The organism is Actinomadura napierensis, assembly GCF_039529375.1.
Classification (GTDB): Bacteria; Actinomycetota; Actinomycetes; order Streptosporangiales; family Streptosporangiaceae; genus Spirillospora; species Spirillospora napierensis.
The window spans coordinates 1-24,891 of sequence record NZ_BAAAMR010000029.1 but is presented as its reverse complement, the minus strand read 5'-3'; the positions used below and the strand labels follow the sequence as shown (position 1 = coordinate 24,891).

Genomic DNA, 24,891 nt, shown 5'->3' with positions numbered 1-24,891 from the left:
TGGTCAGCGATAAATCCGACTCAGTATGCTTCGGGCCTTTGCAGCTCAGCAACGGAGCGAGCTCCGCGAACGGACGAAAAGGAAGTGAACCGGTGACGCGACCCGACCAGGCGCCCGCGCCGCCGCGGCGTCCGCGCGGCCGGACCGGGCCGCGCACCCGCAGCATCAGGCGCCGGATCGCGCTGCTGCTGGCCGTCCCGCTCACCTCGCTGCTGATCCTGTGGGCCATCCCGACGGGGGTCTCGCTGAACAGCGCGCTCGAGCGGTACGACTTCTCGACCGTCTACGACAAGGTCGGGCTGCCGGCCACGACCGTCATCGAGGCGATCCAGCAGGAGCGCTCCGCGGCCGTCGTGTCGCTGGCGGCGCGCAGCGCCGCGAACGACAGGAAGTACCAGGCGCAGACCGCCCGCACGGACGCGATCGTGGCGGCGTTCCGCAAGTCGGCCTTCTCCTCGGCCGCCAAGGACGCGATGAACGACGCCGTGCTCCAGCGGACGCGGCTGCTCAGCGGCGCCTTCGACGACCTCGGCTCGCTGCGCGCCCAGGTCCGCATCGGCAGCCCGCCGCTGCGGATTATCAACGGGTACAGCAAGATCTCCGACGGCACGATCCGGGTGCTCACGACGCTGGTGAGCGTCAACGCCATCTCGGTCTACCAGCAGACCAACGCCCTGCTGGACATGTACTGGGCCCGCGAGTTCATGCTGCGCGAGGCCGACCTGGTCAACGGGCTGCGGCACGGCCGGATGACCACCGACGACCGCGCCGCGTTCACCGGCTGGGCGAGCAACCGCGACCAGTTCTTCGAGCTCGGCCGCGCGTCGGCGAGCGGCGGCATCGGCAAGATCATGGCCGACCTGGTCGACTCGCAGGCCTACACCGACTACTCCGTGCTGGAGAACGACGTCGTCACCAACGGCGCGAACCCGGACCCGCGCGAGTGGCGGGCCGCCGTCGCCGCGGTGTCGCCCGTCTGGCTCGGCGCCGCCGCCAAGGCCGGCGACGAGGTGAACCGCAAGGACGTGGAGCCGGCCGGCCGCCGGATCATGCTCGCCTTCTACCTGATCGGCGGGCTCGGCCTGCTCGCCGTCGTGGTGTCGGTGGTGCTGTCGCTGCTGTTCGCGCGGCGGATCACCTTCGAGCTGCGGCAGCTCCAGCGCAGCGCGCAGGAGCTGGCGCACGAGCGGCTGCCGCGGCTGGTCGCGCGGCTGCGGCGCGGCGAGAAGGTGGACGTGGACGCCGAGGCGCCGCGTCCGCAGGGCGGGGGCACCCGGGAGATCGCGCTGGTCGGCGAGGCGTTCGGCGCCGTCCAGCGGACGGCGGTCAGCACCGCGGTCGGCGAGGCCGACCTGCGCGCGGCCATCAACCGGGTGTTCGTGAACCTGTCGTGGCGCAGCCAGTCGCTGCTGCACCGCCAGCTCCGGCTGCTGGACCAGATGGAGCGCCGCGCCGCCAGCCCCGAGGAGCTGGACGACCTGTTCCGGCTGGACCACCTCACCACCCGCATGCGCCGGCACGCCGAGGGCCTGGTCATCCTGTCCGGCTCGCCGACCGTCCGCGCCTGGGACCACCCGGTCTCCGCCGAGGACGTGATCCGCGCGGCGATCGCCGAGGTCGAGGACTACACCCGGGTGGAGGTGACCGGTGCGTCGTCGGCCGCGGTGACCGGCGCCGTGGTCGCCGACGTGATCCACCTGCTCGCCGAGCTGATCGAGAACGCCGCGTCGTTCTCCCCGCCGACCACCGAGGTCACCGTCAAGCTCGAGACGGTCGCGAACGGGCTGGCGGTCGAGGTGGTCGACCGCGGCGTCGGGCTCGCCCCGGACGAGCGCGACGAGCTGAACCGGCGGCTGGCCGGCGCCGGGGAGTTCGACCTGGTCGACACCGAGCGGCTCGGGCTGTTCGTCGTCGCGCGGCTCGCCGACCGGCACGGCATCGGCGTGTCGCTGCAGCCGTCCCCGTACGGCGGGACGACCGCGATCGTGCTGGTCCCGCACTCCCTGGTGGTGCTGGACGAGCCCCGGGAACTGCTGGGCGGCGACGAGGCCCCGCTGGTCGGGCACCCCGTGGGGTCCGCCGTGCCGGCGCCGCGCGGCCTGGCCCGTCCGGTGCGTCCCGCGCTGCCCGGCCCGGCCTACCCGCCCGCGTTCCCGCCGCCGGCCGCGCCGCCCGACGGGCGGGCTCCCGGACCCGCCGCGCCGGCCGGTGGCCGGACCCGGCCGCCCGCCGAGGATCCGGAGCCGGCCGGCGCCGAATCCAGCGAGGTCACGGGCCGGCTTCCCCGGCGGGTGCGGCAGCGGAACATGGCGCCGCAGTTGCGGGCGCGTCCCGCGCCGGAGCCCGCGGCCGCCGTCCCGGAGCAGGAGCGGGAGTGGGGCGGCGGGCCGGCCGAGGAGTACGAGGAGCCGAGCCCGGAGGTCAGCCGGGACCTGATGGCATCGCTACAGTCGGGATGGCTTCGGGGCAGGGACGACGACGAGCCGGACGATCGCGACCCGCGCGATGAATGGGGGCAGGGATGACGCAGCACGCCACCGGAGAGCTGGACTGGCTGCTGGACGATCTGGTGAACCGGGTCGGGGAGGTGCACCAGGCCGTGCTGCTGTCGCGGGACGGCCTGGTGATGGGCGCCTCCGGCGGGGTCACCCGCAAGGACGCCGAGTTCCTGGCGGCGCTGTCGTCGGGCTTCCACAGCCTGGCCAACGGCGCCCGCGAGCACTTCCAGGCCAAACAGGTCCGGCAGACCGTCGTCGAGCTGGACGGGCTGCTGTTCTTCGTCATGCCGGCCGGCAACGGCAGCTGCCTGGCGGTGCTGAGCGACGCGGGCGGCAACGCCGGGCTCGTCGCCTACGAGACGACGATGCTGATCAAACGGGTGCGGCGCCAGCTCGGCACGGCGCCGCGGGCGGAGGCCGCCGACCCCTCACAGGCCGGCGCCCCGGGCTGAGCCGGCCGTGGAGACCCCGAGAGAGCGCTGGGTCGGCGCGGACGCCGGCCCGATCGTGCGGCCGTACGCGGTGACCCGGGGGCGCACCCGCCCCCGGGGGCTGGTCGCCGACCTGGTCACGCTGCTGATCGCGACGGGCCGCACGCCCGGCGAGCGGGTGTGGCTGTCGCGCGAGCAGCGGCGGCTGCTGGAGCTGTGCCGCCGCCCCTCCACCCCGGCCGACCTGGCCTCCGACACCGACCTGCCGCTGCGGGTCGTGCAGGTCCTGCTGGCGGACCTGCACCACTACGGCCTGATCGAAGAACTCCGCCAGGGCGGGCCGTCCGGGCAGAGCGCCGGACGTCCCGACCCGAAGATCCTGATGAGAGTGCTCGATGAACTCCGCCGCCTATGACCCCACCGCGCCGGCCGAGGACCTCCCCGCGCACACGCTGAAGATCCTGGTGGCCGGCGGCTTCGGCGTCGGCAAGACCACCCTGGTCGGCGCCGTCAGCGAGATCCGCCCGCTGCGCACCGAGGAGACCCTCACCGACGCGTCCGTCGGGGTGGACGACCTCGGCGGCGTCGAGCGCAAGACCACCACCACCGTCGCCATGGACTTCGGCCGGCTCACCTTCTCCGGCGGCGTCCGGCTGTACCTGTTCGGCACCCCCGGCCAGGAGCGGTTCTGGTTCATGTGGGACCAGATCGCCTACGGCGCCGTCGGGGCGATCGTCCTGGTCGACACGCGCCGGCTGCCGACCAGCTTCGCCTCCATCGACTTCTTCGAGAACCGGGGGATCCCGTTCGTCGTCGCCGCGAACGTGTTCGACGGCGCCCGCCGCTTCACCGCCGAGGAGATCGCCGACGCGCTCGACCTCGATCCGGACGTCCCGGTCGTGCTGTGCGACGTCCGGCACTACGACTCGGCCAAGAACGTCCTGATCCGGCTGGTGGAGCACGCCCTGCAGTCGACGGGATGACCGGTGGTCAGGCCGTCGTCCGCGCGACGACGAGGGCGGCGAGCGCGGCGTAGGCGGCGGAGTCGTCCAGGCCCGTCTGCGCCTTGATCTCGCCCCGGTGGATCGACTCCATGACCTGGCCCGCGACGGCGCCGACGAACTCCGCGTCGGCGGCCGGGGCGGCCTCGCGGACGAGCGCCTGCACGCGCCGCGCCGCGATCAGGGTGTTGCGCTTGTAGATCTCGCGGGCGGGGGCGAAGGCGTCCAGGTCGGCGAAGAAGGCGGGCGAGGCGGGCGCCAGCTCGGCGGAGATGGCGCGCAGGTAGGCGCCGACCCGCTCGCGGGGCCCGGCGCTCGCGTCCACGGCCGCCTCGACCCGCTCGGTCGCGCGGCGGAAGAACGCCCGCACCACCGTCACGATGATCTGCTCGCGGCTGGCCGCGACGGCGTACAGGGTGCTCTTGGAGCAGCGCAGGACGGCGGCCAGCTCGGCGACGCTCAGCCCGGCGAACCCCCGGTCGAGGAACACCTCGATGAGCCGCTCGATCAGTTCCGCGCGGCGCCGCGCGGCCCGGGTCTCCGTCATCCCGTGACAGTACCAAAAGGGGTTCTCTGGTACGGATTCTGGTACCGTTCAGGTGGCGAAAGGAGTCGCGCATGCCCGCCACCCGGCACCTGCCCACGTCCGAGTCCGAGGACCTGCTCGCGCTCGCCCGCGAGATCGCCGCCAAGGAGCTGGCGCCCCGCGTCGCGGACGCCGAGCGCACCGGCACCTTCCCCCGCGACGTCTTCGCGACGCTGGGCCGGGCGGGCCTGCTCACGCTCCCCTACCCCGAGGAGTTCGGCGGCGGCGCCCAGCCGTACGAGATCTACCTCCAGGCCCTGGAGGAGATCGGCGCGGTGTGGGCCAGCGTCGGCGTCGGTGTCAGCGTGCACGCGCTGTCCTGCTTCCCGGTGTTCGCCTTCGGCTCCGGCGAGCAGCGCGCGCGCCTGCTCCCCGGCATGCTGTCGGGCGAGCAGCTCGGCGCGTACTGCCTGTCCGAGGCGCACGCCGGCTCCGATCCCGCCGCGATGCGCGCCAAGGCCGTCCGGGACGGCGACTCCTACGTCCTCAACGGCGCCAAGGCGTGGACGACCCACGGCGGCAAGGCCGACTTCTACACCGTCATGGCCCGCACGTCCGACGAGGGGTCGCGCGGCATCTCCTGCTTCTACGTCCCGGCGGACACTCCCGGCCTGGAGTTCGACCAGCCCGAGGACAAGATGGGCCTGATGGGCTCCACCACCGCGACCGTCCGGCTGGTGGACGCGCGGATCCCGGCCGGCCACCTGATCGGCGCCGAGGGCCAGGGCCTGTCCATCGCGCTCGCCGGCCTGGACGCCGGCCGGCTCGGCATCGCCGCCGTCGCCACCGGCCTCTCCCAGGGCGCCCTCGACCACGCCGTCGCCTACGCCAAGGAGCGCGAGGCGTTCGGCAAGGCGATCATCGACCACCAGGGCCTGGCGTTCGTCCTCGCCGACATGGCCGCCGCGGTCGAGTCGTCCCGCGCCACCTACCTGTCGGCGGCCCGCCTGAAGGACGCCGGCCGCCCCTACGGCCGCGAGGCGTCCATCGCCAAGCTGGTCGCCACCGACAACGCCATGAAGGTGACCACCGACGCCGTCCAGGTCCTCGGCGGCGCCGGCTACACCCGCGACTTCCCGGTGGAGCGCTTCATGCGCGAGGCCAAGGTCATGCAGATCTTCGAGGGCACCAACCAGATCCAGCGCCTCGTCATCTCCCGCCACCTCGCCCGCTGACCCACCCGGCCGCAAGCGCGGAGAAATGGGGTGCGGGGGCGCAAAACGCCCTGGGAGCATGGCGGGGTGAACGGCACCCTCGAAGAACTCGTCATCTCGCGTACACTTCGCGTTCCCACGCCGCAGGGCGAGGCGGGAACGGGCGAGGTCGCGGCTCGGCAGTTCGACGCGGCGCTGATGTCGGCGGGGTTCAAGCTGTCGCGGGACCTGCTGGAATGGCTGTCGGGCCTCTATGAGGGCGACGTCATCGACGTCGCCGTCCGGGTTCTGAAGACCGTGCGGACGATGGCCGGTGACCACGTCCGGCACAACGTGTACTTCCGCAACTTCCCGCGCAACGTGCCGGACACCGTCGACTTCTGGGCCGAGTGCATACAGAAGTGGCTGCTCGACCCGGTGTCGGCCGCCGATGTCAGGAGCGCCGCGTCCCAGGGGTGGCTGAACCTGCTCGACTTCCCGGACTACGGGCGGTACCTGCACACGTACGAGGAAATGCTCGCGGCGCAGGACGACTTGATTGCGAGCGCGAAGGACCGCGTCACCGTCCTGCACCTGGGTGAGAGCCTCGACCGTGAGGTGGAGGAGCTGTACGTGGCGCTGGCCGGCAGCGTCACTCCGCTGAACGACGCCGATCTGGAGGCGCTGCGCGTTCTCGCCGAGCACTGCGTCGCGGGACGGCAGCCGGACGCGATCCCGGTGCGGGAGAACCGGGCCATCGTCAATGCGGTGCGGGTGAAGGCGGGGATGCCGCTGCTGCTCGACACCGTCACCGACGTGCTGCGGCTGGCCTGCGCGCTGTCGGACGGCGACGTCACGTTGATGGAGCCGACACGGTTCCGGTCGCTGGGGCGGCCGCTGCGGCGCGCGCTGCTGGCTGGCCTGGACGAGGTCGTCCGCGACTCCCCCGCCAAGCTCGGCGATGTCAGCCAGTACCGGGAGGAGTGGAAGCGGCTGGGTGAGCGGCTGCATCCGCACGAGTTCCCGGCGTGGCCGCATGCGGCGGACGTGTTCGCGATCGCGCGCCGGGAGAAGACGGCGCGATCGTTCGCGGGTCGTGTCGAGATGCTGGTCGGTGAGGGCGACGTCGCCGGGGCGGCACGGTTGCTGGGCGGTGCGCCGGGGATGCTGTTCCGGTCGGCGGACCGGCTGCTGCGCCTCACGTCCGGCGACGAGCGGGACGCCGTTTTCGAGGCGATCGAGGCGGCCGCGAGCGGGGTCTCGGGGCGCGTCGTCCTGTCGCTGCGCGAGCACCTACTCAACCGGCCGGAGAAGCCCGGCCACGCGCGGGTCTTCGCCAACCGGCACGGCCGTGGCGCCGTCGTTGTGGACGCGCGGCCGCCGCTCGGCGACGACGTGCGGGAGCGGCTGGTGGCGCTGCTGGACGGGGAGGTCGCGCGGCGGCTGCCGGAGCCCGGGCACCTGGTCGTCGATCCGAATGTCCTGGACGTCGCGCTGCCCCTGAGCGGGAAGGCCACGGCCGCCGGAATGGGCGTCCTCCCGCGCGGGTCGGTTTCGCCGGTCGAGGGAGAGCTGCTCCGGTTCTTCATTTACTGGAAGCAGGCGAAGGCCCGGACCGACTTCGACCTGTCGGCGCTGATGCTGGACGGCGACTACCTGAACCCGACGTGGCTGTCGTACACGTCGCTGACGGAAGTCGGCGGCGAGCACTCCGGCGACATCACCTCCGCGCCGGACGGGGCGTCGGAGTTCATCGACCTGCGACTCAGGGAGATTCCGGCGCGGGTGGTGATCCCGCAGGTCAACGTGTACTCGGGCGAGGGGTTCGAGCAGGTCGCCGAGTCGTTCTTCGGGTTCATGCTCCGCGATTCCGAGCAGAAGGGACGGCCGTTCGAGCCGCGGACGGTGCGGATGAAGTCGGACCTGCGCGGTGCGGGCCGGGTCGCGCTCCCGCTGGCGTTCCTGCGCGGCGACGACGGCCGGTGGCGTGCCAAGTGGCTGCATCTGTTCCTCAAGGGCCACATCGACTACAACCAGGTCGAAGGCAACCGCCTCACCACGGCGGCGCTGGTCCGGGCGGTCGTGGAGCGCCGGTACCCGACCGTCCGGTATCTGACGGACCTGTGGGCGTCCAAGGCCGGGAAGGTCACGGTGTGGGACGGTCAGGTGCCTGACGAGCCGGTGACGTTCGTGGGGTTCGAGCGGCCGCAAGGTCTCCATGAGGAGTCGCGGGTGTTCACGCCGGAAAATCTGCGCGACATCGTCCCAGCCTGATTGCTAGCCTGAGCGCGGCGAGGCCATGAGGGGGCTTCCTTCTCATACTTCTGATGACTCCAGCCCTCTCGCTCTCTTCGCCCTGGCGTTCACAGGACGGGCGCCGCCTCACCGGGCGGCGCCCGTCCTTCGTGTGCGGGGCAGAATGGCAGAGTGACACGTGAGTCCGTCCTGACCAGGGCGGTGCGGATATTCGACGCGTTCGATCCCGACCATCCGGCGCTGTCGGTGTCGGAGATCGCGCGGCGCACCGGCCTGCACGTGGCGACGGCGTCGCGGCTGGTCGACGAGCTGGTGCGGCACGGGCTGCTCGCGCGGGACGAGCGGCGCCGCGTGCGGGTCGGCCTGCGCATGTGGGAGCTGGCGTCGCGGGCCGCGCCGACGCTCGGGCTCCGCGAGGCCGCGATGCCGTTCATGGAGGACCTGCACGCGGTGATCGGCCACCACACCCAGCTCGGCGTGCTGGACGGCCGCGAGGTGCTGTTCGTGGAGCGGCTCTCGATGCCGAACGCGGTGATCAACCTGACCCGGATCGCGGGGCGGCTGCCGCTGCACGCCTCGTCCAGCGGGCTGGTGCTGCTTGCGAACGCGCCCGCCGACCTGCAGGAGGACGTGCTGGCCGGGGAACTCGTCGCCTTCACGCCGAGCACGGTGGTCGATCCGCGCCGGCTGCGGGCGCTGCTCGCCGACGTGCGCCGCAGCGGCGTCGCGCTGTGCCCCGGCTACATCGACGAGCGCGCGACCGGCATCGCCGTGCCGGTCCGGGGACCGGACGGCAAGGTCATCGCGTCGCTGTCGGTCGTGGTCCCGAACGACGGCAACGCCCGCGCCCAGGTCCCCGCGCTGAAGGCCGCCGCGCGGGGCATCTCGCGGGCCGCCGGCGCCGACGCGTTCGACCTGGCGCCCGACACCCGTCCGGCCTGACGGAACCGCGGGTCAGGACAGGTGGACGTAGTCGTAGTCGAAGGGCTTGCCGTTGATGCCGTTGCGGGGCGGGGCGATCCAGGAGGCGATCTTGCCGCGCTCGTGGACGGGGCGCATCAGCGAGCGGACGTGGGTCTTGTCGACCTCGGTCGGCAGCCAGGCGGCCTGGCGGGCCTCCCACTCCTCGGGGGCGAGGCGCTCGCCCCTGGGGGTGGCCTCGATGCCGGCGAAGGCGCCGACCTTGCGGTTGAACGCGACGCTGGGCAGGTAGAGGCGCTGCGGCAGGCCCGCGTCGGCGAGGATGCGGTTCCAGCGGTTGACGCCGCTCTGGCAGTCGGAGACGTACTCGCGGCGCAGGTCGGTGTTGAGGCCGACGAGGGCGGCGACCTCGGTCTGCCCGATCTCGCCGTCGACCAGGGCGTCCACCAGGATGGCGTCGTCGGTGAGGCGGTGGTCGTCCTTGCGCCGGCCCTCCATCCAGCGGCCCTTGAGCCCGGCGGTGTAGTAGTTGGCGACGTTGCTGGACGTCTCGGAGCCGAACAGGTCGAGCGACACCGAGTAGTGGAAGTTCAGGTACTTCTGGATCATGTCCAGGGGGATCGCGCCGTAGGCGGCGACGTCGTCGGTGTCGTGCTCGATCATGAGCTGGACGGTCCGCTCGACGACGCGGTCGATGCCGGTGGTGCCCACCATCATGTGGTGGGCCTCTTCCTTGAGCATGAACTCGCAGGTGCGCGACAGCGGGTCGAACCCGGATTCCTTCAGGGTGCCGAGCTGGTACTTGCCGTCCCGGTCGGTGAAGTAGGTGAACATGAAGAAGGAGAGCCAGTCGGGGGTCTCCTCGTTGAAGGCGCCGAGGATGCGCGGCGACTCCTCGCTGCCGGAGTTGCGGTGCAGCAGTTCCTCGGCCTCCTCGCGGCCCTCGCGTCCGAAGAAGGCGTGCAGGAGGTAGACCATCGCCCACAGGTGGCGGCCCTCTTCGACGTTCACCTGGAACAGGTTGCGCAGGTCGTAGAGGCTCGGGGCGGTGGCGCCGAGGTTGCGCTGCTGCTCGACGGACGCGGGCTCGGTGTCGCCCTGGATGACGATCAGGCGCTGCAACTCGGCGCGGTACTCCCCCGGCACCTTCTGCCAGGCGGGCTCGCCCTTGTGCGCGCCGAAGCCGATGCGGCGGTCGCCGTCGCGTTCGGCGAGGAAGATGCCCCAGCGGTAGTCCTTCATGGCGACGTGCCCGAAGTGCGCCCAGCCCTCGCGTCCGACGTTCACGGCGGTGCGCAGGTAGACCTCCTGGGTCGGCAGGGTCGGGCCCATCGACTCCCACCAGGACAGGAAGTTCGGCTGCCACGACTCCAGGGCCCGCTGCAGGCGCCGGTCCTCGTGCAGGTCGACGTTGTTCGGGATCTTCTCGGAGTAGTCCGCGGAGACGGGCATGCTCAGACTCGCTTTCGGTCGAAGTCGGCGCGCCGTCCGGTGCCGTAGCGGCGCAGCGCGCCGTCCGGGCCGGACGCGTTCGGCCGGTTGAAGATCCAGTTCTGCCAGGCGGTGAGCCGGCCGAAGATCTTGGTCTCCAGGGTCTCGGGGCCGGGGAAGCGGTAGTTGGCCTCCAGGCCGGTCAGGGCGTCGGGGGAGAATCCGGCGCGCTCCTCGACGGCGATGCGGACCTCCTCGTCCCAGTCGATGTCGTCGGGCGCGAAGGTGACCAGGCCGAGGCGCTCGGCGTCGCCGGCGTCGAGGGGCTTGGCGACGGCGTCGCGGACGGCGGCCAGGGCCTCGTCGTCACCGAGGAAACGCGTCTCCAGGCGGGTGAGGCCGTTGCCCATCGGAAGGGGGCCGAGGTTCATCGCATCGACGGCGATGGTGGCGGGGTCGGCGTCCGGGTCGACGTCCTCGAAGACGCCTTCCAGCTGGTAGGAGCGGTCGGCGGCGAGCGCGAGCTCGAGCAGGGAGCCGGCGAAGCAGCTGCCGGGCTCGATCAGCGCGATGAGGCTGCGGCTGGTGACGTCGAGGCGCTTCAGCGTCCGCTTGAGGTACAGGACGATCTCGTTCGCGAGCCAGTCGCCGGGGTTGTCGAGCAGCAGGCGGTCGTGGTCGAGGACCTTCAGCGGGTCGCCGGCGGTGCGGAAGATCCACGTGCCCAGGGACGGCTCGTTGGTGCGCAGGTCGAGGATCAGGTCGTCCAGCTCGCGGGTCATCGCCAGGGACCAGAACTCCGCGCCTTGGACGTGGACGCCCGCGATGTCCTCGGGTGCGTCGGCGACGGGGCCGGCGATGGTGATCTCGACGGCGGCGGCGTCGCGGTCCAGCTTCGCCGTCACGTGCCGGTAGGCGATCTCGTCTTCGGTGCGGGTCTTGTCGAGCGGGGTCAGCGCGACGCCCTCGGCATCGGCCGGACGGTTCGAGCGGGCGGCCAGCTCGGCGGCTCGGTCCGCGACGGCGGCGTCCCACGCGGTGCGGGCCACGGCCTCGTCGACCAGCCGCCACGCGACGGCCTTCTTGCCGCCGAGCCCCTCGGCTTTGGTGGAGAAGTAGTCGGCCCGGTCGCGGCGGACGTGGCGCTTGTCGGTGACGCGGGTCAGCCCGCCGGTGCCCGGCAGCACGCCCAGCAGCGGCAGCTCCGGCAGTGAGACGGTGGACGACCGGTCGTCCACGAGCATGATGTGGTCGCAGGCGAGCGCCAGCTCGTAGCCGCCGCCCGACGCTGTGCCGTTGCACGCGGCGAGGTAGGTCTGCCCCGAGTTGGCCGTCGCGTCCTCGATGCCGTTGCGGGTCTCGTTGGTGAACTTGCAGAAGTTCACCTTCCACGCGTGCTCGGACGCGGCCAGCATCCGGATGTTGGCGCCCGCGCAGAAGATCTTCTCCTTGCCGCTGGTCACCACGACCGTGCGGACCCCGGGGTGCTCGAACCGCAGCCGCTGGACGGCGTCGTACAGCTCGATGTCGACGCCCAGGTCGTAGGAGTTGAGCTTCAGCTCGTAGCCGGGGACCAGGCCCCCCTGTTCGTCGACGTCCATCGTCAGCGTGGCGACCGGACCGTCGACCTCGACCCTCCAGTGCCGGTAGCGGGCCGGATCCGTCCGGAACTCGACGTGCATGGGGTGCTCCTCCAGTCTGTCCGTGCTCCCATGCTCCACAGGACACGGTCACCACGTCAAGAGTTTGTAGCATATCGGCACCGGGCGAGCCGCCGCCGGAACAGCGGCGGCGTGCGGGGTCAGTCGCGTCCGAGGAGGGCGGCGGCCAGGTCGCGGACGGCGAAGCGGCGCAGCTTGCCGCTGGCCGTGGTCGGCAGCACGTCCATGATCAGCACTTCGCGGGGCCGCTTGAACGCGGCCAGGCCCGCCCGGCAGAACTCGATCAGCTCCTCCGGCTCGGCCTTCACCCCGTCCGCGAGGACGACGCACGCGATCGGCTTGTCCAGGCCGTCGCCGTCCGGGAGGCCGACGACCGCGACCATCGCGACCGCCGGATGCTCCAGCAGCCGGGCCTCCACCTCCGCCGGCGACACCCAGATGCCGCCCGCCTTGAGCATGTCGCCGGTGCGCCCGAGGCAGGTGTAGTAGCCGTCCTCGTCCACCACGTAGGTGTCGCCGGTGCGCAGCCACTCGCCCTGGAACACCTGCCGGGTCGTCTCCGTCCGGCACCAGTAGCCCGTGGCGATCGACTCGCCCTTCACCAGCAGCGACCCGGGGGTGCCGGGCGGGACGTCGGCGCCGGCCGAGTCGACGACGCGCAGTTCGTAGCCGGGGACGGCGACGCCGGTGGTGCCGTGACGCACCTCGCCCGGACGGTTCGACAGGAAGATGTGCAGGCACTCGGTCGAGCCGATGCCGTCGATGATCTCCACGCCGTACCGCTCGGTGAAGCGGCGGCACAGCTCGGCGGGCAGCGGCTCGCCCGCCGACACCGCCAGCCGCACCGACGCGAACGCCTCGGACGGCACGTCCGCGTTCAGCAGCGCGGCGTAGAAGGTGGGGACGGCGAAGAACAGCGTGGGACGGTACTCGCGCAGCCGCTCGGCCACGGACGCGGGCGTCGGCCGGTCCGGGTCGAGGATCGTGGTGGCGCCGGCGGCGAGCGGGAAGAACAGCGAGTTGCCGATGCCGTAGGCGAAGAACAGCTTGGCGACCGAGTAGCAGCGGTCCTCCGGCGTGATGCCGAGGACCTGCCGGCCGTAGGCCTCCACGACGTGCCGGATGTTGGCGTGCCGGTGCATCGCGCCCTTGGGCTTGCCGGTCGTCCCGGACGTGTAGAGCCACAGCGCGCTGGAGTCGTCGGCGGTCGCGTACGGTTCGCGGACCTCCGCGCCCTGCGCCGCACCCTCCTCGACGAGGTCGGCGAAGGGGTTCAGCCGCACGCCCGCCGGAACGCGGAGCGCCGCGTCCCCTTCGACCGCGTCCCCTTCGACCGCGACGCGCCGGACGCCTGGGGCCAGCGCCAGAGCCTCCTCCGCAGGAAGGGCGAACCGGTCGCTGACCAGCAGCAACCGGGCCCGCGCGTCGTTCAGCAGCGCCGCCAGCTCGGCACCGGTCAGCATGGTCGACACCGGGACGGGGACGGCGCCGAGCCGCATCGCACCGAGGATCGCGCCCGCCATGGCGGGGCCGTCCGCCATGAACAGCACGACCCGCTCCTCAGGCCGCAGCCCCCACGCCTCCAGCCCGGCGGCGACGTTCCCCGCGAGGACGTCCAGCTCGGCGTAGCTGAGGTCGCCGCCGGGGCCGGTGAGCACCGTCCGTCCGGCGGTGACGGGATCCCGCGCGGCCTCCAGCAGATAATCGGAGGCGTTGAACGTGTCCGGCCGCGCTTGGCCGGTCGCCGCGTCAGCGGTCATCGGGGGCTCCCCTTCGCCGTGAACCGTGGCAAATATGTTCTACACTCGCAAAACGCTAGTCAATAGTTATGTGGAATGATGAGGGACCGGATGCAGCCACCCGCGGAGGGAGAGCCGATGACCCCGGCCGCCGGCACGGACGCGGAAACCGGCGCGGGTCCGCGGTTCCGGCGCCGCCGCGAACTCGGGGCGGCGAGCGCGCGCTCGCTGCTGCTGACCGTCCTCGGCGAGTTCGTCCTGCCCGCCGGCGAACCGGTGTGGACGGCGGCGTTCCTGGAGGCGCTCAGGCTGCTCGGGGTCGAGGAGAAGGCCGTCCGGCAGGCGCTCGCCCGAAGCGCGAGCGAGGGCTGGCTGTCCGGGGAGCGGCAGGGCCGGCGCACCGCCTGGCACCTGACCCCGGCCGGGAAGCGGCTGCTCACCGCCGGCACCGAGCGCATCTACGGCTTCGGCCGCCCCGGCGGCGACTGGGACGGGCGGTGGCTGCTGGTCCTCGCCACCGTCCCCGAGACGAACCGGAAGCTGCGGCACCTGCTGCGGACCCGGCTGTCCTGGAACGGCCTCGGCAACCTGTCCCCCGGCGTGTGGGTCAGCCCGCATCCCGAACGCGAGCCCGAGGTGCGCGAGGTGCTCGGCGAGATCGGCGTCGCCGACACCTCGACGCTGTTCGTCGGCGGCCTCGGCGACCTCGGCGAGGCGCGCCGCGTCGCCCGGCAGGCGTGGAGCCTCGACGAGATCGAGCTGGCCTACGAGGACTTCCTCGACGCGGTCCGCGCGCTGCGTCCCGCCGACGATCCGGGGACGTTCGCCGCGCACGCCCGGCTCGTCCAGGAGTGGCGGCGGTTCCCGTTCCTGGACCCGGCGCTGCCGGCCGAGCTGCTGCCGGACGACTGGAGCGGTTCGCAGGCGTGCGCGCTCTTCTACGAGCGGCACGGCGCCTGGCGGCCGGTCGCGGACCGGCAGTGGAAGGCGATGACCGCCGACTGACCGGCCGCTCATCAGCCGGCCGCCGGTGACCTCGCCGCCCGTCCGCCCTCGGGCCCGGGCGGGCCCTGCGGGGTGAGCCGCAGCAGGTTGACGGTGCCCTCGGCGGCCACCCGGCCCTTGTCGTCGGTGATGGTCGCCTGCCAGGTGACGTGGTCGCCGACCCGGTCGACCGGGCGGGCGCGGGCGGTCAGCCGGCCTTCCCGGACGGCGCGCATGAAGCGGGTGTGGTTGCTGATCCCGACGACCCGGTGCTCCAGCCCGACGGTGAGCGCGGCGCCCATGCTGCAGACGGTCTCGTTGATCGCGCAGTACACGCCGCCGTGCACGATCCCGTACGCCTGCATGAGCCTGCCCGTCACCTCGATCTCGGCCACGACCTCCCGGTCGGACGCCTCGACCACCCGCAGGCCCAGCGTGCGGTCCAGCGGGCCCGCGTAGCCGGACGGATCCTCCGCCATCGCAGCCTCCTCGACGATCTCCCGACGCTATCCAGCCGTCCGAAAAGCCGTCAATGCACCGACATGTCCCAGCGGAGCCCGGAACGGCGCAGGTGTAGGCGGCCTTCTCGCGGGAAGGGACGCAGCGCCTTGTCCACGGGCCGGAGGTGACCACATGAGCGGGCTGGTCGGACGGAACCTGCTGGCGGGCGCCGAGCCCGGCGTCGCCGCGGACGCCGGCTATCCGGACGCCCCGCCCCGCATGGGGTTCTTCACCGACACCTCGGTCTGCATCGGCTGCAAGGCCTGCGAGGTCGCCTGCAAGGAGTGGAACGCCGTCCCCGAGGACGGCCTGGAGTTCACCGGGATGTCCTACGACAACACCCAGGGGCTCGGCGCGGACACCTGGCGGCACGTCGCCTTCATCGAGCAGGACAAGCCGGTCGGCGACGCCGACTCCGGCGTGCGGTGGCTGATGGCGTCGGACGTGTGCAAGCACTGCACGCACGCCGCCTGCCTGGACGTCTGCCCGACCGGGTCGCTGTTCCGCACCGAGTTCGGGACGGTCGTCGTCCAGGAGGACATCTGCAACGGCTGCGGCTACTGCGTGCCCGCCTGCCCCTACGGCGTCATCGACCAGCGCAAGGAGGACGGCCGCGTCTGGAAGTGCACCCTGTGCTACGACCGGATCGGCGACGGCCTCGAACCGGCCTGCGCCAAGGCGTGCCCCACCGACTCCATCCAGTTCGGCCCGCTGGACGAGCTGCGCGAACGCGCCGCCGCCCGCGTCGACCAGCTGCACGACATCGGCGTCGAGGACGCCCGGCTGTACGGGCACGACCCGGAGGACGGCGTCGGCGGCGACGGCGCGTTCTTCCTGCTCCTGGACGAGCCGGAGGTCTACGGGCTGCCACCGGACCCGGTCGTGACCACGCGGGACCTGCCGTCCATGTGGAAGCACGCGGGCGTCGCCGCCGCCGCGCTCGCCGGCGGGATAGCCGCGCTGTTCACCGTCCACGGCCGGCCGGGAGGCGGGCGATGAGCACGTCCGACGTCACCAAGGACGGCGTCCAGGGGCAGCGGGAGGGCAGGGACGCCCTCATCGGCCAGGGCAGCCGCAAGGGCGAGCGCCGCAGGCGCCGCGGCGAGCGGGCGATGGTGCCGAAGGCCGAGTTCACCTCCTACTACGGCAAGCCCGTGCTGAACGCGCCGGTGTGGCAGGCGGCCGACATCGCCGGGTACTTCTTCCTCGGCGGCCTGGCGGGCGCCGGGTCGGTGCTGGCGGCGGGCGCGGAGCTGACCGGGCGTCCGGCCGCCGCGCGGGCGCTGAAGATCTCCTCGCTGGCCGCCATCGCCGGATCGGCGGCGGCGCTGGTCCACGACCTCGGACGTCCCGCGCGGTTCTTCAACATGCTGCGGGTGATCAAGCCGACCTCGCCGATGAGCATGGGCTCATGGCTGCTGGCCGCCTACGGCCCGGCGGCCGGCGCCGCCGCGGTGCTGGACGTGACCGGGCTGTTCAAGCCGCTGGGCAGGGCCGCGACGGCGGGCGCCGCGGCGCTCGGCCCGGCGGTCGCCGCCTACACCGCCGTCCTCGCCGCCGACACGGCGGTGCCCGCGTGGCACGAGGGCTACCGGGAGCTGCCGCTGGTGTTCGTCGGCTCCGCCGCGGCCGCCGCGTCCGGGATGGCGCTGCTCGCCTCGCCGGTCGCCGAGACGGCGCCGATGCGCAGCGCCGCGGTGTTCGGCGCGGGGCTCGAACTCGCCGCGTCCAAGCTGATGGAACGCCGGCTCGGGATGGTCGCGGAGCCGTACCGGCAGGGCAAGGGCGGCACGCTGATACGGGCGGCGGAGATCCTGTCGGTCGCAGGCGCCGCCGGCGGCGCGCTGCTCGGCGGGCGCAGCCGCGTCGCGGCGGCCGTGAGCGGCGCCGCGCTGCTGGCCGGTTCGGCGTGCACGAGGTTCGGGGTGTTCCACGCCGGAATGCAGTCGGCGCAGGACCCGAAGTACACCGTGGTGCCGCAGCGCGAGCGCGCGAACGCCCGGGACACGGCGAAGACCGAAGGCGCATGACCGTCAGGTTTCTGCAAGAGCTATGAAATCTTGCGCAAGCTCTTGACCTGACTGCAAGAAGAGAGCATTCTCACGGTGCTCGCGGACGGCCGTCCCCCACCCCCTTCAGGCACGCGCCATGTGCCCTGTGACAGGAGTTCGCCGACATGCACCGTCGAAGCCCCGCTCGCTCCCTGATCACCTCCGCCACCCTCCTGATCTGCGGCGCCGCGCCGTTCGCCGTCCCGTCCCCGGACGGGACGGCCCGCGCCGCCGCACTCCGCGCCGACACGGCCCTCAACGCCAGTGACGTCACCGCGAACCTGTGGGAATGGAACTGGAACTCCGTCGCCAAGGCCTGCACCGACCAGCTCGGTCCCGCCGGGTACGGCGCGGTCCAGGTCGCCCCGCCCGCCGAGTCGGTCAGCCTCGCGTCCACCGGCGACGGCGCCCACCCCTGGTGGGAGGTCTACCAGCCCGTCTCCTACACCCTGACCAGCCGGCTCGGCACGCGCGCGCAGTTCGCCGCGATGGTCACCGCCTGCCACGGCGCGGGCGTCCGCGTCTACGCCGACGCGGTCGTCAACCACATGGCGGGCGCGAACAACACGCTCACCACCACCTACGGCGGCTCGACGTTCGACCCGTCCGGGTACGCCTATCCCGCCGTCCCGTACGGGTACGGCGACTTCCACCATCCCGGCGACGGGTACTGCAACGACGACGACGGCGTCATCGACGACTGGAACGACACCGCCGAGGTCCAGAACTGCGAGCTGGAACATCTCTCCGACCTGAAGACGCAGACCGACTACGTTCGCGGCGAGATCGCCGGATACCTCAACGACCTCGTCGGGCTCGGCGTCGACGGGTTCCGCGTCGACGCGGCCAAGCACATCCCGCAGGCCGACTTCGCGGCTATCAAGGGCGCGCTGCACACCACGACGGCGGAGGGAAAGGCCCCGTACATCGCGCAGGAGGTCATGCCGGGCTCTTCGACCGACGCCCTCAAGCCGTCCGCGTTCACCGCCAACGGCGACGTCATCGGCTTCTCCTACGCCGACGGGTTGAAGGCGCAGTTCTCCGCCGGCACGCTGTCGAACCTGTCGGGCATCCCGTCCTGGTCGCTGGACGCCGGAAGCGGCCAGACGTTCGCGATGGTCGCCAACCACGACACGGAACGCAACGGCAGCACGCTCAGCTACAAGAACGGGACCGCCTACACGCTGGCGAACTACTTCCTGCTCGCCTACCCGTACGGCAGGCCGTCCGTGTTCGACGGGTTCGCCTGGTCGGCGGCCGGGCAGTCGCCGCCCGCCGATTCCAACGGCTTCGTCACCGACGCGAACTGCTCGGACGGCTGGCAGTGCATCACGCAGTCGACCGGCGTCAAGGGAATGGTCGGCTGGCACAACGCCACCGCGTCCGCCACCACCGTCTCCAACTTCACGGCCACCGCCGGCGACGTCATCGGGTTCAGCCGCGGCGCGAAGGGCTGGATCGGGCTGAACGCCTCGTCCGGCGCGTCCACCGCCACCTACAGCACGGGCCTGCCGGACGGCGTGTACTGCGACGTCATCACCGGCGGCACGAAGGCGGACGGCTGCAACGGCACGGCGGTAACAGTGTCGGGCGGAACCGCCACCGTCACGATCCCGGCAGGCGGCGCCGTCGCCATCGACGTCGGCGCGACCGCCGGATGACCCGGTGAGAGCGCGCCCCCGCTCAGCGGTTGCCGTAGTCGGGGGCGCGCTTCTCCACGAACGCGGCCATGGCCTCGGTCTGGTCGGCGGTCATCATCGTCAGGACCTGCTGGCGGTTCTCCAGCTCGACGGCCGCGTCGAACGACGGGATCTCCAGCGACAGCCACATCGCCTGCTTGGTCAGCGACAGCGACAGCGGCGGCATCGACAGCAGGTCGTCGACGGCCCTGTCCACCCGCGCGGACAGCTCATCGGGCGCGACGGCGTCGGCGAGCATCCCGATGCGCAGCGCCTCCTCGGCGTCGAACCGCCGGGCGGTCATCATCAGCTCGTGCGCCCGCCCCGCGCCGACCAGCCGCGGCAGCATCCAGGACGTGCCGATGTCGCAGGCCGAGAACCCGACCCGCATGAACGACACCGCGAACACCGCCGACGTCGAAGCGATCCGCAGGTCCGACGCCAGCACCAGCGCCAGCCCGCCGCCCGCCGCCGCGCCGTTCACCTCCGCCACCACCGGCTGCGGCAACCGCCGGATCCGCTGCACCAGCCCGGCGATGTGCCGCTGCGTGGCCAGCCCCCGCTGCACCGCGCCCGCACCGTCCACGCCCTCCGGCTCGCCGTAGCCGCCCAGGTCCAGGCCCGCGCAGAAACCGCGACCCGCGCCGGTCAGCACGACCGCCCGGCACTCGGGATCCGCGCCCGCCTCGGCCAGCGCCGCGTGCAGGCCCTCGATCATCCCGGCCGTCATCGCGTTCAGCCGCTCGGGCCGGTTCATCTCCACGCGGGTGACGCCCGGCCGCGGCCGGGACACGACGATCTCGCTCAACGTTCCTCCTGCGACGGCTGCGTCCGCCACGGCGGCGGGCGGCGTCAGCGTAGCCGCGTCAGGAGGCGGGCCGGTCGCGCGGGGTGCGGAACAGGCACTCCTGGGTGAGGCTCGCGACGAGCACGCCGTCCCGGGTGTGGATCGTTCCCGAATACAGGCCGCGCCCGGAGGCGACGGTCAGCGGGACGAGGTCCATCAGCACCCACGCGTCCATCCGGACGGGCCGGTGGAACCACACCGCGTGGTCGAGGCTGGACCCCGAGCGGGCCTTCCCGTCGTGCAGCGCCGTCAGCCCGCTGGAGATGTCGGACAGGTACGTCAGCACGCACGCGTGCAGCAGGTCGTCGTCCGGGAGCGGCTCGACGCAGCGCGACCAGACCCGCGTCGGGAAGTCGGACGCCGCGTAGGGCTGGGGCGGCACGCGGCTGTCCATCGAGAACAGCCGCGGCATCTCCGCGTCCGGCAGCGTCTCGGGGCCGGGCGCGTCCGGGGCGGGGTGCACCTGGCGGTCCTCGTCCGCGGCGGGCTGCTGGAACGACACCGACATGTTGAAGATGACCTCGCCGCCCTGCAGCGCGACGACGCGGCGCGCGGAGAACGAGCGGCCGTCGCGGTCCCGGTCGACGCGGAAGATCGTGGGGCGGGCGGCGTCGCCGCCGCGCAGGAAGTAGCCGTGCAGCGAGTGCGGCAGCCGGCCCTCCGGGACGGTGCCGCCCGCCGCGCGCAGCGCCTGCGCCGCGACCTGCCCGCCGTACAGCGGGTACGGGTCGTCGAACACGAGGGCGCCGCGGTACAGGTCCCGGTCGAGCTCCTCCAGGTCCAGCAGTTCCAGAACGGAGTGCATCTCTTCCAGCCGGGGTTCGGGTCGCTCGTTGATCGTGGGTCGCACGGACGAGACGCTATCCGACGTCGCCCGGTGCTTCTCCGGCCGCCCTCACGGCAGGACCTCGTCGACCAGGCCCCAGGCCAGCGCGGTGCGCGCGTCGAGGGGCTCGCCGGTGAGCGCGAGGTACAGGGTGCGCCACCGGCCGATCCGGCGGGGCAGCGACACCGTCCCGCCGGCCCCGGGGATCAGGCCCATCGACACCTCGGGCAGCCGGAACGTCGCGTCGCCGGCCGCGACGACGCGCCCGGCGAACGCGGGCAGCTCGATGCCCGCGCCGACGCAGGCGCCCCGCACCCGGACCTCGATGCGCGGCCCGAGGCGGTGGACCAGCCGGCCCGCGCCCGCGCGGGTCCGCACGAAATGCGCCGTCGCGAGGTCGGGCGCGGTGCCGAACTCGTCCAGGTCGCCGCCGGAGCAGAACACCGGGCCCGCGCCGTCCAGGACGACGCGGGAGATCCCGTCGTCGAGCAGCGCGACGCGGAGGGCGTCGACGAGCGCGTCGCGGAGCTGGCGCCCGTAGGCGTTGCGGCGCTGCGGCCGGTTCAGCGTGATCGACAGGACGCCGCCGTCCCGCGCCATCAGCACCGGGTCCTTGACGTCGGACGGCAGCAGCCGCGGCCCGCGCGAGGCGAGCCAGCGCGCGAACTCGGCCCCGCCGAGCAGCGTCGAGTAGGCGTAGGACTCCACGTCCAGCGCCGCGCCGACGGGCATGCCGTCCGTGGTGCGCAGCACGTCGCGCAGCACCAGCGCCGCCTGCGGGCTGTGCGCGGCCGCGGCGCGCAGCGCGGCGAGCCGTTCCGCCGGGTCGCCGGCGGCGACGCTCTCCGGCCCGCCGCCCGCCGGCCCGGTGAGGGTGAGGTCGAGGGCCCGGACCAGGTCGCGGTCGCCGGCGCCCACGCCGACCAGGATGCGGTCACAGTCGCGGGCGCGGCGCACGGCCCGCGCGACGACCGCGGCGTCGGCCGGCGCGAGGTCCACGGCGACGAGGGGGTCGCGGACCGCGCCGTCCCCGTCGAGCGGCGGCAGGTCCGCCGCGCCGTCCGCGAGGTCCGCTATGGAGACGTGCACGCCGGTCCCTCTCGCCCGGGGACCCTCCGGTGTGGCGGCGGATCCGCGCGTTGATCTCTACCGGGACGGGAGTGTAGCGCCGCGCGCTCTCCGGCGCGGCGGCGGCACCGCGAGTCCGTGCAGGTGAGCGACGTGAACACGGCCGTCCGGCCACCTCAGCGTGGCCTTCGCGGGGACGGCCCGGCGGCGGGCCGCCGGGTTAGGGTGGAGGCTCCCGGGGCCCGGCGGGCGCCCGGGACGTCCGGACGAAGGCGTGCGGGGAGGGGCCGTGCAGGCACCGGGTCAGGCCGTCGAGCGGGTCCGCATCATCGACGCCGCGTACCGCTGCCTGGCGGCGGCGGACGGCGCGCCCGTGACGACCGGCGACATCGTCGCGGCGGCGGGGCTGCCGGACGAGGCGTTCGGCCGGCACTTCGAGTCCAGGGACGCGCTGCTGCTGACGATGTTCCGCCGCGACGGCGCGCTGGTGACGGCGGAGATGCGCTCGTGGGCGGCGTCCGCCGCGAGCCCGCCCGAGGCGCTGCGCGCCCTGGTCGACGGGATGCTGCGGATCACCGCGGACGTCCGGCGCCGCCGCCGGGCGCTCGCGCTGACCTCGGAGGAGGCGACGCGGGCCCGCGGCTGCGCCGAGGAGCGCGCCCGCGCCGCGGCCGAGCAGGAGGCGCTGATCGCGGAGATCCTGGCCGCGGGCCTGGCGGACGGGTCGCTGCCCTGGGCGGACCCGGAGCCGGACGCGCGGTCCGCGCGCGCCGCGCTCGGCCGGGCGTTCGAGCACCAGCTGGCCGGGACGGCGCGGGAGAGCGCGTCGGCGGGCGCCGCCCAGCTCACCGCGTTCCTGTTCCGGGCGCTCGGCGTCCGGTCCGCCAACGGCCGCCCCATGACGAATGTCATGGGCGGGTGATGCGCGAACTCACTGTGCGTGACCGGGTGCCCGCGAACACCATGACGGGTATGGACGCACTCGACGAAAGCACCTCCCGCGACCCCCGCGACCTGCGCGCCTTCCGTGCGATCACCCTGCTCACCGGCGCCTACCTCGTGCTCAGCTGGCTGACGATGGCGGCCGTCTACCTGCTCCGCGACCACCACTCGATGGTGAACGACACCGTGTGGGTGCGCGGGACCATCGTCGCCGTCGTGTCGGTGATCTCGTTCGCCCTCGCCCGCCGCACCGCCAGGGGTTCCCGGGGGGCGTACCGGCGGCTGCGGATCTTCTCGGCGGTGATGGTGGCGGCGGTCGTCGTCATCGTCTCGATCCCCGGCTTCCTCCCGCCGTGGATGAAGGTCGAGCAAGCGGTCTGCGGGCTGCTGCTGCTCTGCGTCGTCGCCATCACCGCGGGCCGGCGCATGCGGGCGCTGTTCGCCGCCGCCAGCGCGGGCCGCTCGGGCGCCGAGTCCGACGGCCGGTAGCGTGCCCGTCATGGACGACGCCGTGACGGCGCCGGCGGGCGGCGGGCCGGCGGCCGATCCGCAGCGGTGGACGCGCGGCCGGCGCCGGGCGGGGCTCGCGACCGGGATGCTGGTGTACCCGTCGGTGGCGGCTGTCGGGGTGGCGCAGTACTCCACGGGGGCGGGCGCTGCGGCGGGGTTCACGATCGCCGCCGTCTTCGCAGCCGTCTACGTCCTCGCCGGCGTCTCGGTCGCCCGCAGGAACGACCGGGTCCGGCTCTGGGTCCTCCACGGCGTGATGGTCGCGCTGTTCCTCGCGGAGCTGCCGTTCGCCCGGAACTTCGCGTTCTACCTGTGGGCGGTCGTCATCGCCTTCACGGCTCTGGTAGTGCGCCGGCGCATCCTCCTCATCGTGCTGGCCGGGGCGCTGCCGCCGCTGATCGTCCCGTGGACGGTGCGGCCGTGGCACGCCGGGCCCGACCTGCTCACCGCGCTGATGATCGTGTTCACCACGATGACCGTCTACGCCTACGCCGAGATGGCCGACACCAACGAGGCACTGGTGGAGGCGCGCGCGGAGGTGGCGCGGCTGGCGTCGGAGGCCGAGCGGGCGCGGATCGCCCGCGACCTGCACGACCTGCTCGGGCACTCGCTGACCGTCATCACGGTCAAGAGCGGGCTGGCCCGCCGGCTCGCGGCGACCGGCTCCCCGCGCTCGGTCGTGGAGATCACCGAGGTGGAGGAGCTGTCCCGGCAGGCGCTCACCGATGTGCGCGCCGCCGTGTCCGGCTACCGGGAGGTGTCGCTCGCGGGCGAGCTGGCCCGGGGCCGGGAGGTGCTGCGGGCCGCGGGCGTCGCCGCCGACCTGCCCGCCTCCACCGAGATGGTCGACCCCGCCCATCAGGAGCTGTTCGGCTGGGTGGTCCGCGAGGGCCTGACGAACGTGGTGCGGCACGCGCACGCCGCCCGCTGCACCGTGACGCTGTCGCCGTCGGCCGTGGAGATCGTGGACGATGGTGCGGGCGGCGCCGCGTCCGGGGGGAACGGGCTCACCGGGCTCCGCGAGCGGGTCGCGGCGGCCGGCGGGCGCGTGGAGGCCGGGCCGGCACGACCCCGCGGCTGGCGGCTGAAGGTGACGGTCGGGACGGCGGAGGGTGCGCGCGCATGACGATCCGGCTGCTGCTCGCCGACGACCAGGAGCTGATCCGCACGGCGCTGTCGGCGCTGCTGGACCTGGAGGACGACTTCGAGGTCGTCGCCTCCGTCGGGCGCGGCGACGAGGTGGTCGCCGCGGTCCTGGAGCACCGCCCGGACGTGGCGCTGCTCGACATCGAGATGCCCGGGACGGACGGCCTGGCCGCGGCGGCGGTGCTCGCCGAGAAGGCGCCGGACTGCCGGGTGGTGATCCTGACGACGTTCGGCCGCGCCGGCTACCTGCGCCGGGCGATGGCGGCGGGCGCCGCCGGGTTCGTGGTCAAGGACGCGCGGGCCGAGGCGCTCGCGGACGCCGTCCGCCGGGTGGCGCGCGGGGAGCGCGTCGTCGACCCGGCCCTCGCGGCGGCGACGCTGGCGGCCGGCGACTCGCCGCTCACCCCCCGCGAGGTGGACGTGCTCGGCACCGCGCGCTCGGGCGCGACCGTGGCGCAGATCGCCGCGACGCTGCACCTGTCGGAGGGGACCGTCCGCAACTACCTGTCCGCGGCGATCGCCAAGACCGGCACCCGCAACCGGATGGAGGCGCTGCGCGTCGCCGACGAGCGCGGCTGGCTGTGACGGGCCGGCCGGGCTAGTTGTTCTAACCACAGAGGTTGCGAACACGGTCAGCCGATGATCTTGAAATGAGGGAGGGCCTCCGGGTTCGGTGTGGA

The 24,891-nt window shown here is 73.2% G+C and carries 23 protein-coding genes; 15 read left to right on the top strand and 8 right to left on the bottom strand.

The genetic code is table 11. The features are described from left to right. Positions 1-92: 92 nt before the first annotated feature. From ABD296_RS18135 to ABD296_RS18120, 4 genes are read left to right on the top strand one after another with little or no spacing between them, the layout of a single operon-like run. Positions 93-2,525, top strand: coding sequence for a sensor histidine kinase (locus tag ABD296_RS18135; protein WP_344268002.1), 2,433 nt, complete (start codon positions 93-95; stop codon positions 2,523-2,525). Beyond that, entirely contained in the window at positions 2,522-2,950 is a 429-nt protein-coding gene (locus ABD296_RS18130) for a roadblock/LC7 domain-containing protein (protein ID WP_344268000.1), read from the top strand. The genes ABD296_RS18135 and ABD296_RS18130 overlap by 4 nt, the downstream gene beginning before the upstream one ends. Positions 2,951-2,957: 7 nt before the next feature. Continuing rightward, the gene (locus ABD296_RS18125) at positions 2,958-3,344 is read left to right on the top strand and encodes a DUF742 domain-containing protein (protein ID WP_344267998.1); all 387 of its coding nucleotides are present in this window, start codon (positions 2,958-2,960) and stop codon (positions 3,342-3,344) included. Next, the gene (locus ABD296_RS18120) at positions 3,325-3,912 is read left to right on the top strand and encodes a GTP-binding protein (protein ID WP_344267996.1); all 588 of its coding nucleotides are present in this window, start codon (positions 3,325-3,327) and stop codon (positions 3,910-3,912) included. The genes ABD296_RS18125 and ABD296_RS18120 overlap by 20 nt, the downstream gene beginning before the upstream one ends. 7 nt (positions 3,913-3,919) lie before the next feature. On the opposite strand, the gene ABD296_RS18115 is transcribed toward ABD296_RS18120, so the two are convergent. Beyond that, a complete protein-coding gene (locus ABD296_RS18115; protein ID WP_344267994.1) occupies positions 3,920-4,477 on the bottom strand; it encodes a TetR/AcrR family transcriptional regulator in 558 nt (185 codons plus the stop codon). Positions 4,478-4,548: 71 nt separating this feature from the next. Between ABD296_RS18115 and ABD296_RS18110 the strand changes: the two genes are divergently transcribed. The 3 genes from ABD296_RS18110 (at position 4,549) to ABD296_RS18100 (ending at position 8,847) form a co-directional block, all read left to right on the top strand. Further along, positions 4,549-5,691, top strand: coding sequence for an acyl-CoA dehydrogenase family protein (locus tag ABD296_RS18110; RefSeq protein WP_344267993.1), 1,143 nt, complete (start codon positions 4,549-4,551; stop codon positions 5,689-5,691). A 66-nt stretch (positions 5,692-5,757) separates the two neighbouring features. Further along, the gene (locus ABD296_RS18105; protein ID WP_344267992.1) at positions 5,758-7,923 is read left to right on the top strand and encodes a TerD family protein; all 2,166 of its coding nucleotides are present in this window, start codon (positions 5,758-5,760) and stop codon (positions 7,921-7,923) included. A 153-nt stretch (positions 7,924-8,076) separates the two neighbouring features. Further along, on the top strand, positions 8,077-8,847 hold the full coding sequence (locus ABD296_RS18100; protein WP_344267990.1) for an IclR family transcriptional regulator: 771 nt from the start codon (positions 8,077-8,079) through the stop codon (positions 8,845-8,847). Positions 8,848-8,859: 12 nt separating this feature from the next. On the opposite strand, the gene boxB is transcribed toward ABD296_RS18100, so the two are convergent. The 3 genes from boxB to ABD296_RS18085 all read right to left on the bottom strand — a co-directional run bounded on the left by boxB (position 8,860) and on the right by ABD296_RS18085 (position 13,678). Further along, positions 8,860-10,278, bottom strand: a complete 1,419-nt coding sequence (boxB, locus tag ABD296_RS18095) for a benzoyl-CoA 2,3-epoxidase subunit BoxB (protein ID WP_344267988.1) — start codon at positions 10,276-10,278, stop codon at positions 8,860-8,862. 2 nt (positions 10,279-10,280) lie between these two features. Continuing rightward, positions 10,281-11,939, bottom strand: coding sequence for a 2,3-epoxybenzoyl-CoA dihydrolase (gene boxC / locus ABD296_RS18090; RefSeq protein ID WP_344267986.1), 1,659 nt, complete (start codon positions 11,937-11,939; stop codon positions 10,281-10,283). Between the two features lie 119 nt (positions 11,940-12,058). Then, positions 12,059-13,678: a benzoate-CoA ligase family protein gene (locus tag ABD296_RS18085; protein ID WP_344267984.1), complete on the bottom strand. Its 1,620-nt coding sequence runs from the start codon at positions 13,676-13,678 to the stop codon at positions 12,059-12,061. A 117-nt stretch (positions 13,679-13,795) separates the two neighbouring features. On the opposite strand from ABD296_RS18085, the gene ABD296_RS18080 reads away from it, so the two are divergent. Then, entirely contained in the window at positions 13,796-14,662 is an 867-nt protein-coding gene (locus tag ABD296_RS18080; RefSeq protein WP_344267982.1) for a PaaX family transcriptional regulator, read from the top strand. Between the two features lie 11 nt (positions 14,663-14,673). On the opposite strand, the gene ABD296_RS18075 is transcribed toward ABD296_RS18080, so the two are convergent. Continuing rightward, positions 14,674-15,120 carry a PaaI family thioesterase gene (locus ABD296_RS18075; RefSeq protein WP_344267980.1) on the bottom strand — a complete coding sequence of 149 codons (447 nt, stop codon included), beginning with the start codon at positions 15,118-15,120 and terminating at the stop codon, positions 14,674-14,676. Positions 15,121-15,361: 241 nt separating this feature from the next. Here ABD296_RS18075 and ABD296_RS18070 point away from each other — a divergent pair, with 241 nt between their 5' ends. The 3 genes from ABD296_RS18070 to ABD296_RS18060 all read left to right on the top strand — a co-directional run bounded on the left by ABD296_RS18070 (position 15,362) and on the right by ABD296_RS18060 (position 18,854). After that, entirely contained in the window at positions 15,362-16,141 is a 780-nt protein-coding gene (locus ABD296_RS18070; RefSeq protein ID WP_344268119.1) for a 4Fe-4S dicluster domain-containing protein, read from the top strand. Next, the gene (gene nrfD / locus ABD296_RS18065; protein WP_344267978.1) at positions 16,138-17,172 is read left to right on the top strand and encodes an NrfD/PsrC family molybdoenzyme membrane anchor subunit; all 1,035 of its coding nucleotides are present in this window, start codon (positions 16,138-16,140) and stop codon (positions 17,170-17,172) included. The genes ABD296_RS18070 and nrfD overlap by 4 nt, the downstream gene beginning before the upstream one ends. A 146-nt stretch (positions 17,173-17,318) precedes the next feature. Beyond that, positions 17,319-18,854, top strand: coding sequence for an alpha-amylase (locus ABD296_RS18060; RefSeq protein WP_344267976.1), 1,536 nt, complete (start codon positions 17,319-17,321; stop codon positions 18,852-18,854). A 22-nt stretch (positions 18,855-18,876) separates the two neighbouring features. Here the strand turns inward: ABD296_RS18060 and ABD296_RS18055 are convergent, their stop codons facing one another. From ABD296_RS18055 to ABD296_RS18045, 3 genes are read right to left on the bottom strand one after another with little or no spacing between them, the layout of a single operon-like run. After that, entirely contained in the window at positions 18,877-19,680 is an 804-nt protein-coding gene (locus tag ABD296_RS18055; RefSeq protein WP_344267974.1) for an enoyl-CoA hydratase/isomerase family protein, read from the bottom strand. A 58-nt stretch (positions 19,681-19,738) separates the two neighbouring features. Further along, positions 19,739-20,569, bottom strand: a complete 831-nt coding sequence (locus ABD296_RS18050; protein WP_344267972.1) for an acyl-CoA thioesterase — start codon at positions 20,567-20,569, stop codon at positions 19,739-19,741. Positions 20,570-20,614: 45 nt separating this feature from the next. Beyond that, a complete protein-coding gene (locus ABD296_RS18045) occupies positions 20,615-21,634 on the bottom strand; it encodes an enoyl-CoA hydratase/isomerase family protein (protein ID WP_344267970.1) in 1,020 nt (339 codons plus the stop codon). A 268-nt stretch (positions 21,635-21,902) separates the two neighbouring features. Between ABD296_RS18045 and ABD296_RS18040 the strand changes: the two genes are divergently transcribed. Genes ABD296_RS18040 through ABD296_RS18025 form a run of 4 tightly spaced genes read left to right on the top strand, consistent with a single transcriptional unit; the run spans position 21,903 to position 24,796 of the window. Then, positions 21,903-22,535, top strand: a complete 633-nt coding sequence (locus ABD296_RS18040; RefSeq protein WP_344267969.1) for a TetR/AcrR family transcriptional regulator — start codon at positions 21,903-21,905, stop codon at positions 22,533-22,535. Positions 22,536-22,585: 50 nt separating this feature from the next. After that, a complete protein-coding gene (locus ABD296_RS18035) occupies positions 22,586-23,044 on the top strand; it encodes a hypothetical protein (protein ID WP_344267967.1) in 459 nt (152 codons plus the stop codon). A gap of 10 nt (positions 23,045-23,054) precedes the next feature. Further along, complete coding sequence (locus ABD296_RS18030; protein WP_344267965.1) at positions 23,055-24,191, top strand: sensor histidine kinase; 1,137 nt, start codon at positions 23,055-23,057, stop codon at positions 24,189-24,191. Beyond that, the gene (locus tag ABD296_RS18025; protein WP_344267963.1) at positions 24,188-24,796 is read left to right on the top strand and encodes a response regulator transcription factor; all 609 of its coding nucleotides are present in this window, start codon (positions 24,188-24,190) and stop codon (positions 24,794-24,796) included. Before ABD296_RS18030 ends, ABD296_RS18025 begins: the two co-directional genes overlap by 4 nt. Positions 24,797-24,891 lie beyond the last annotated feature (95 nt).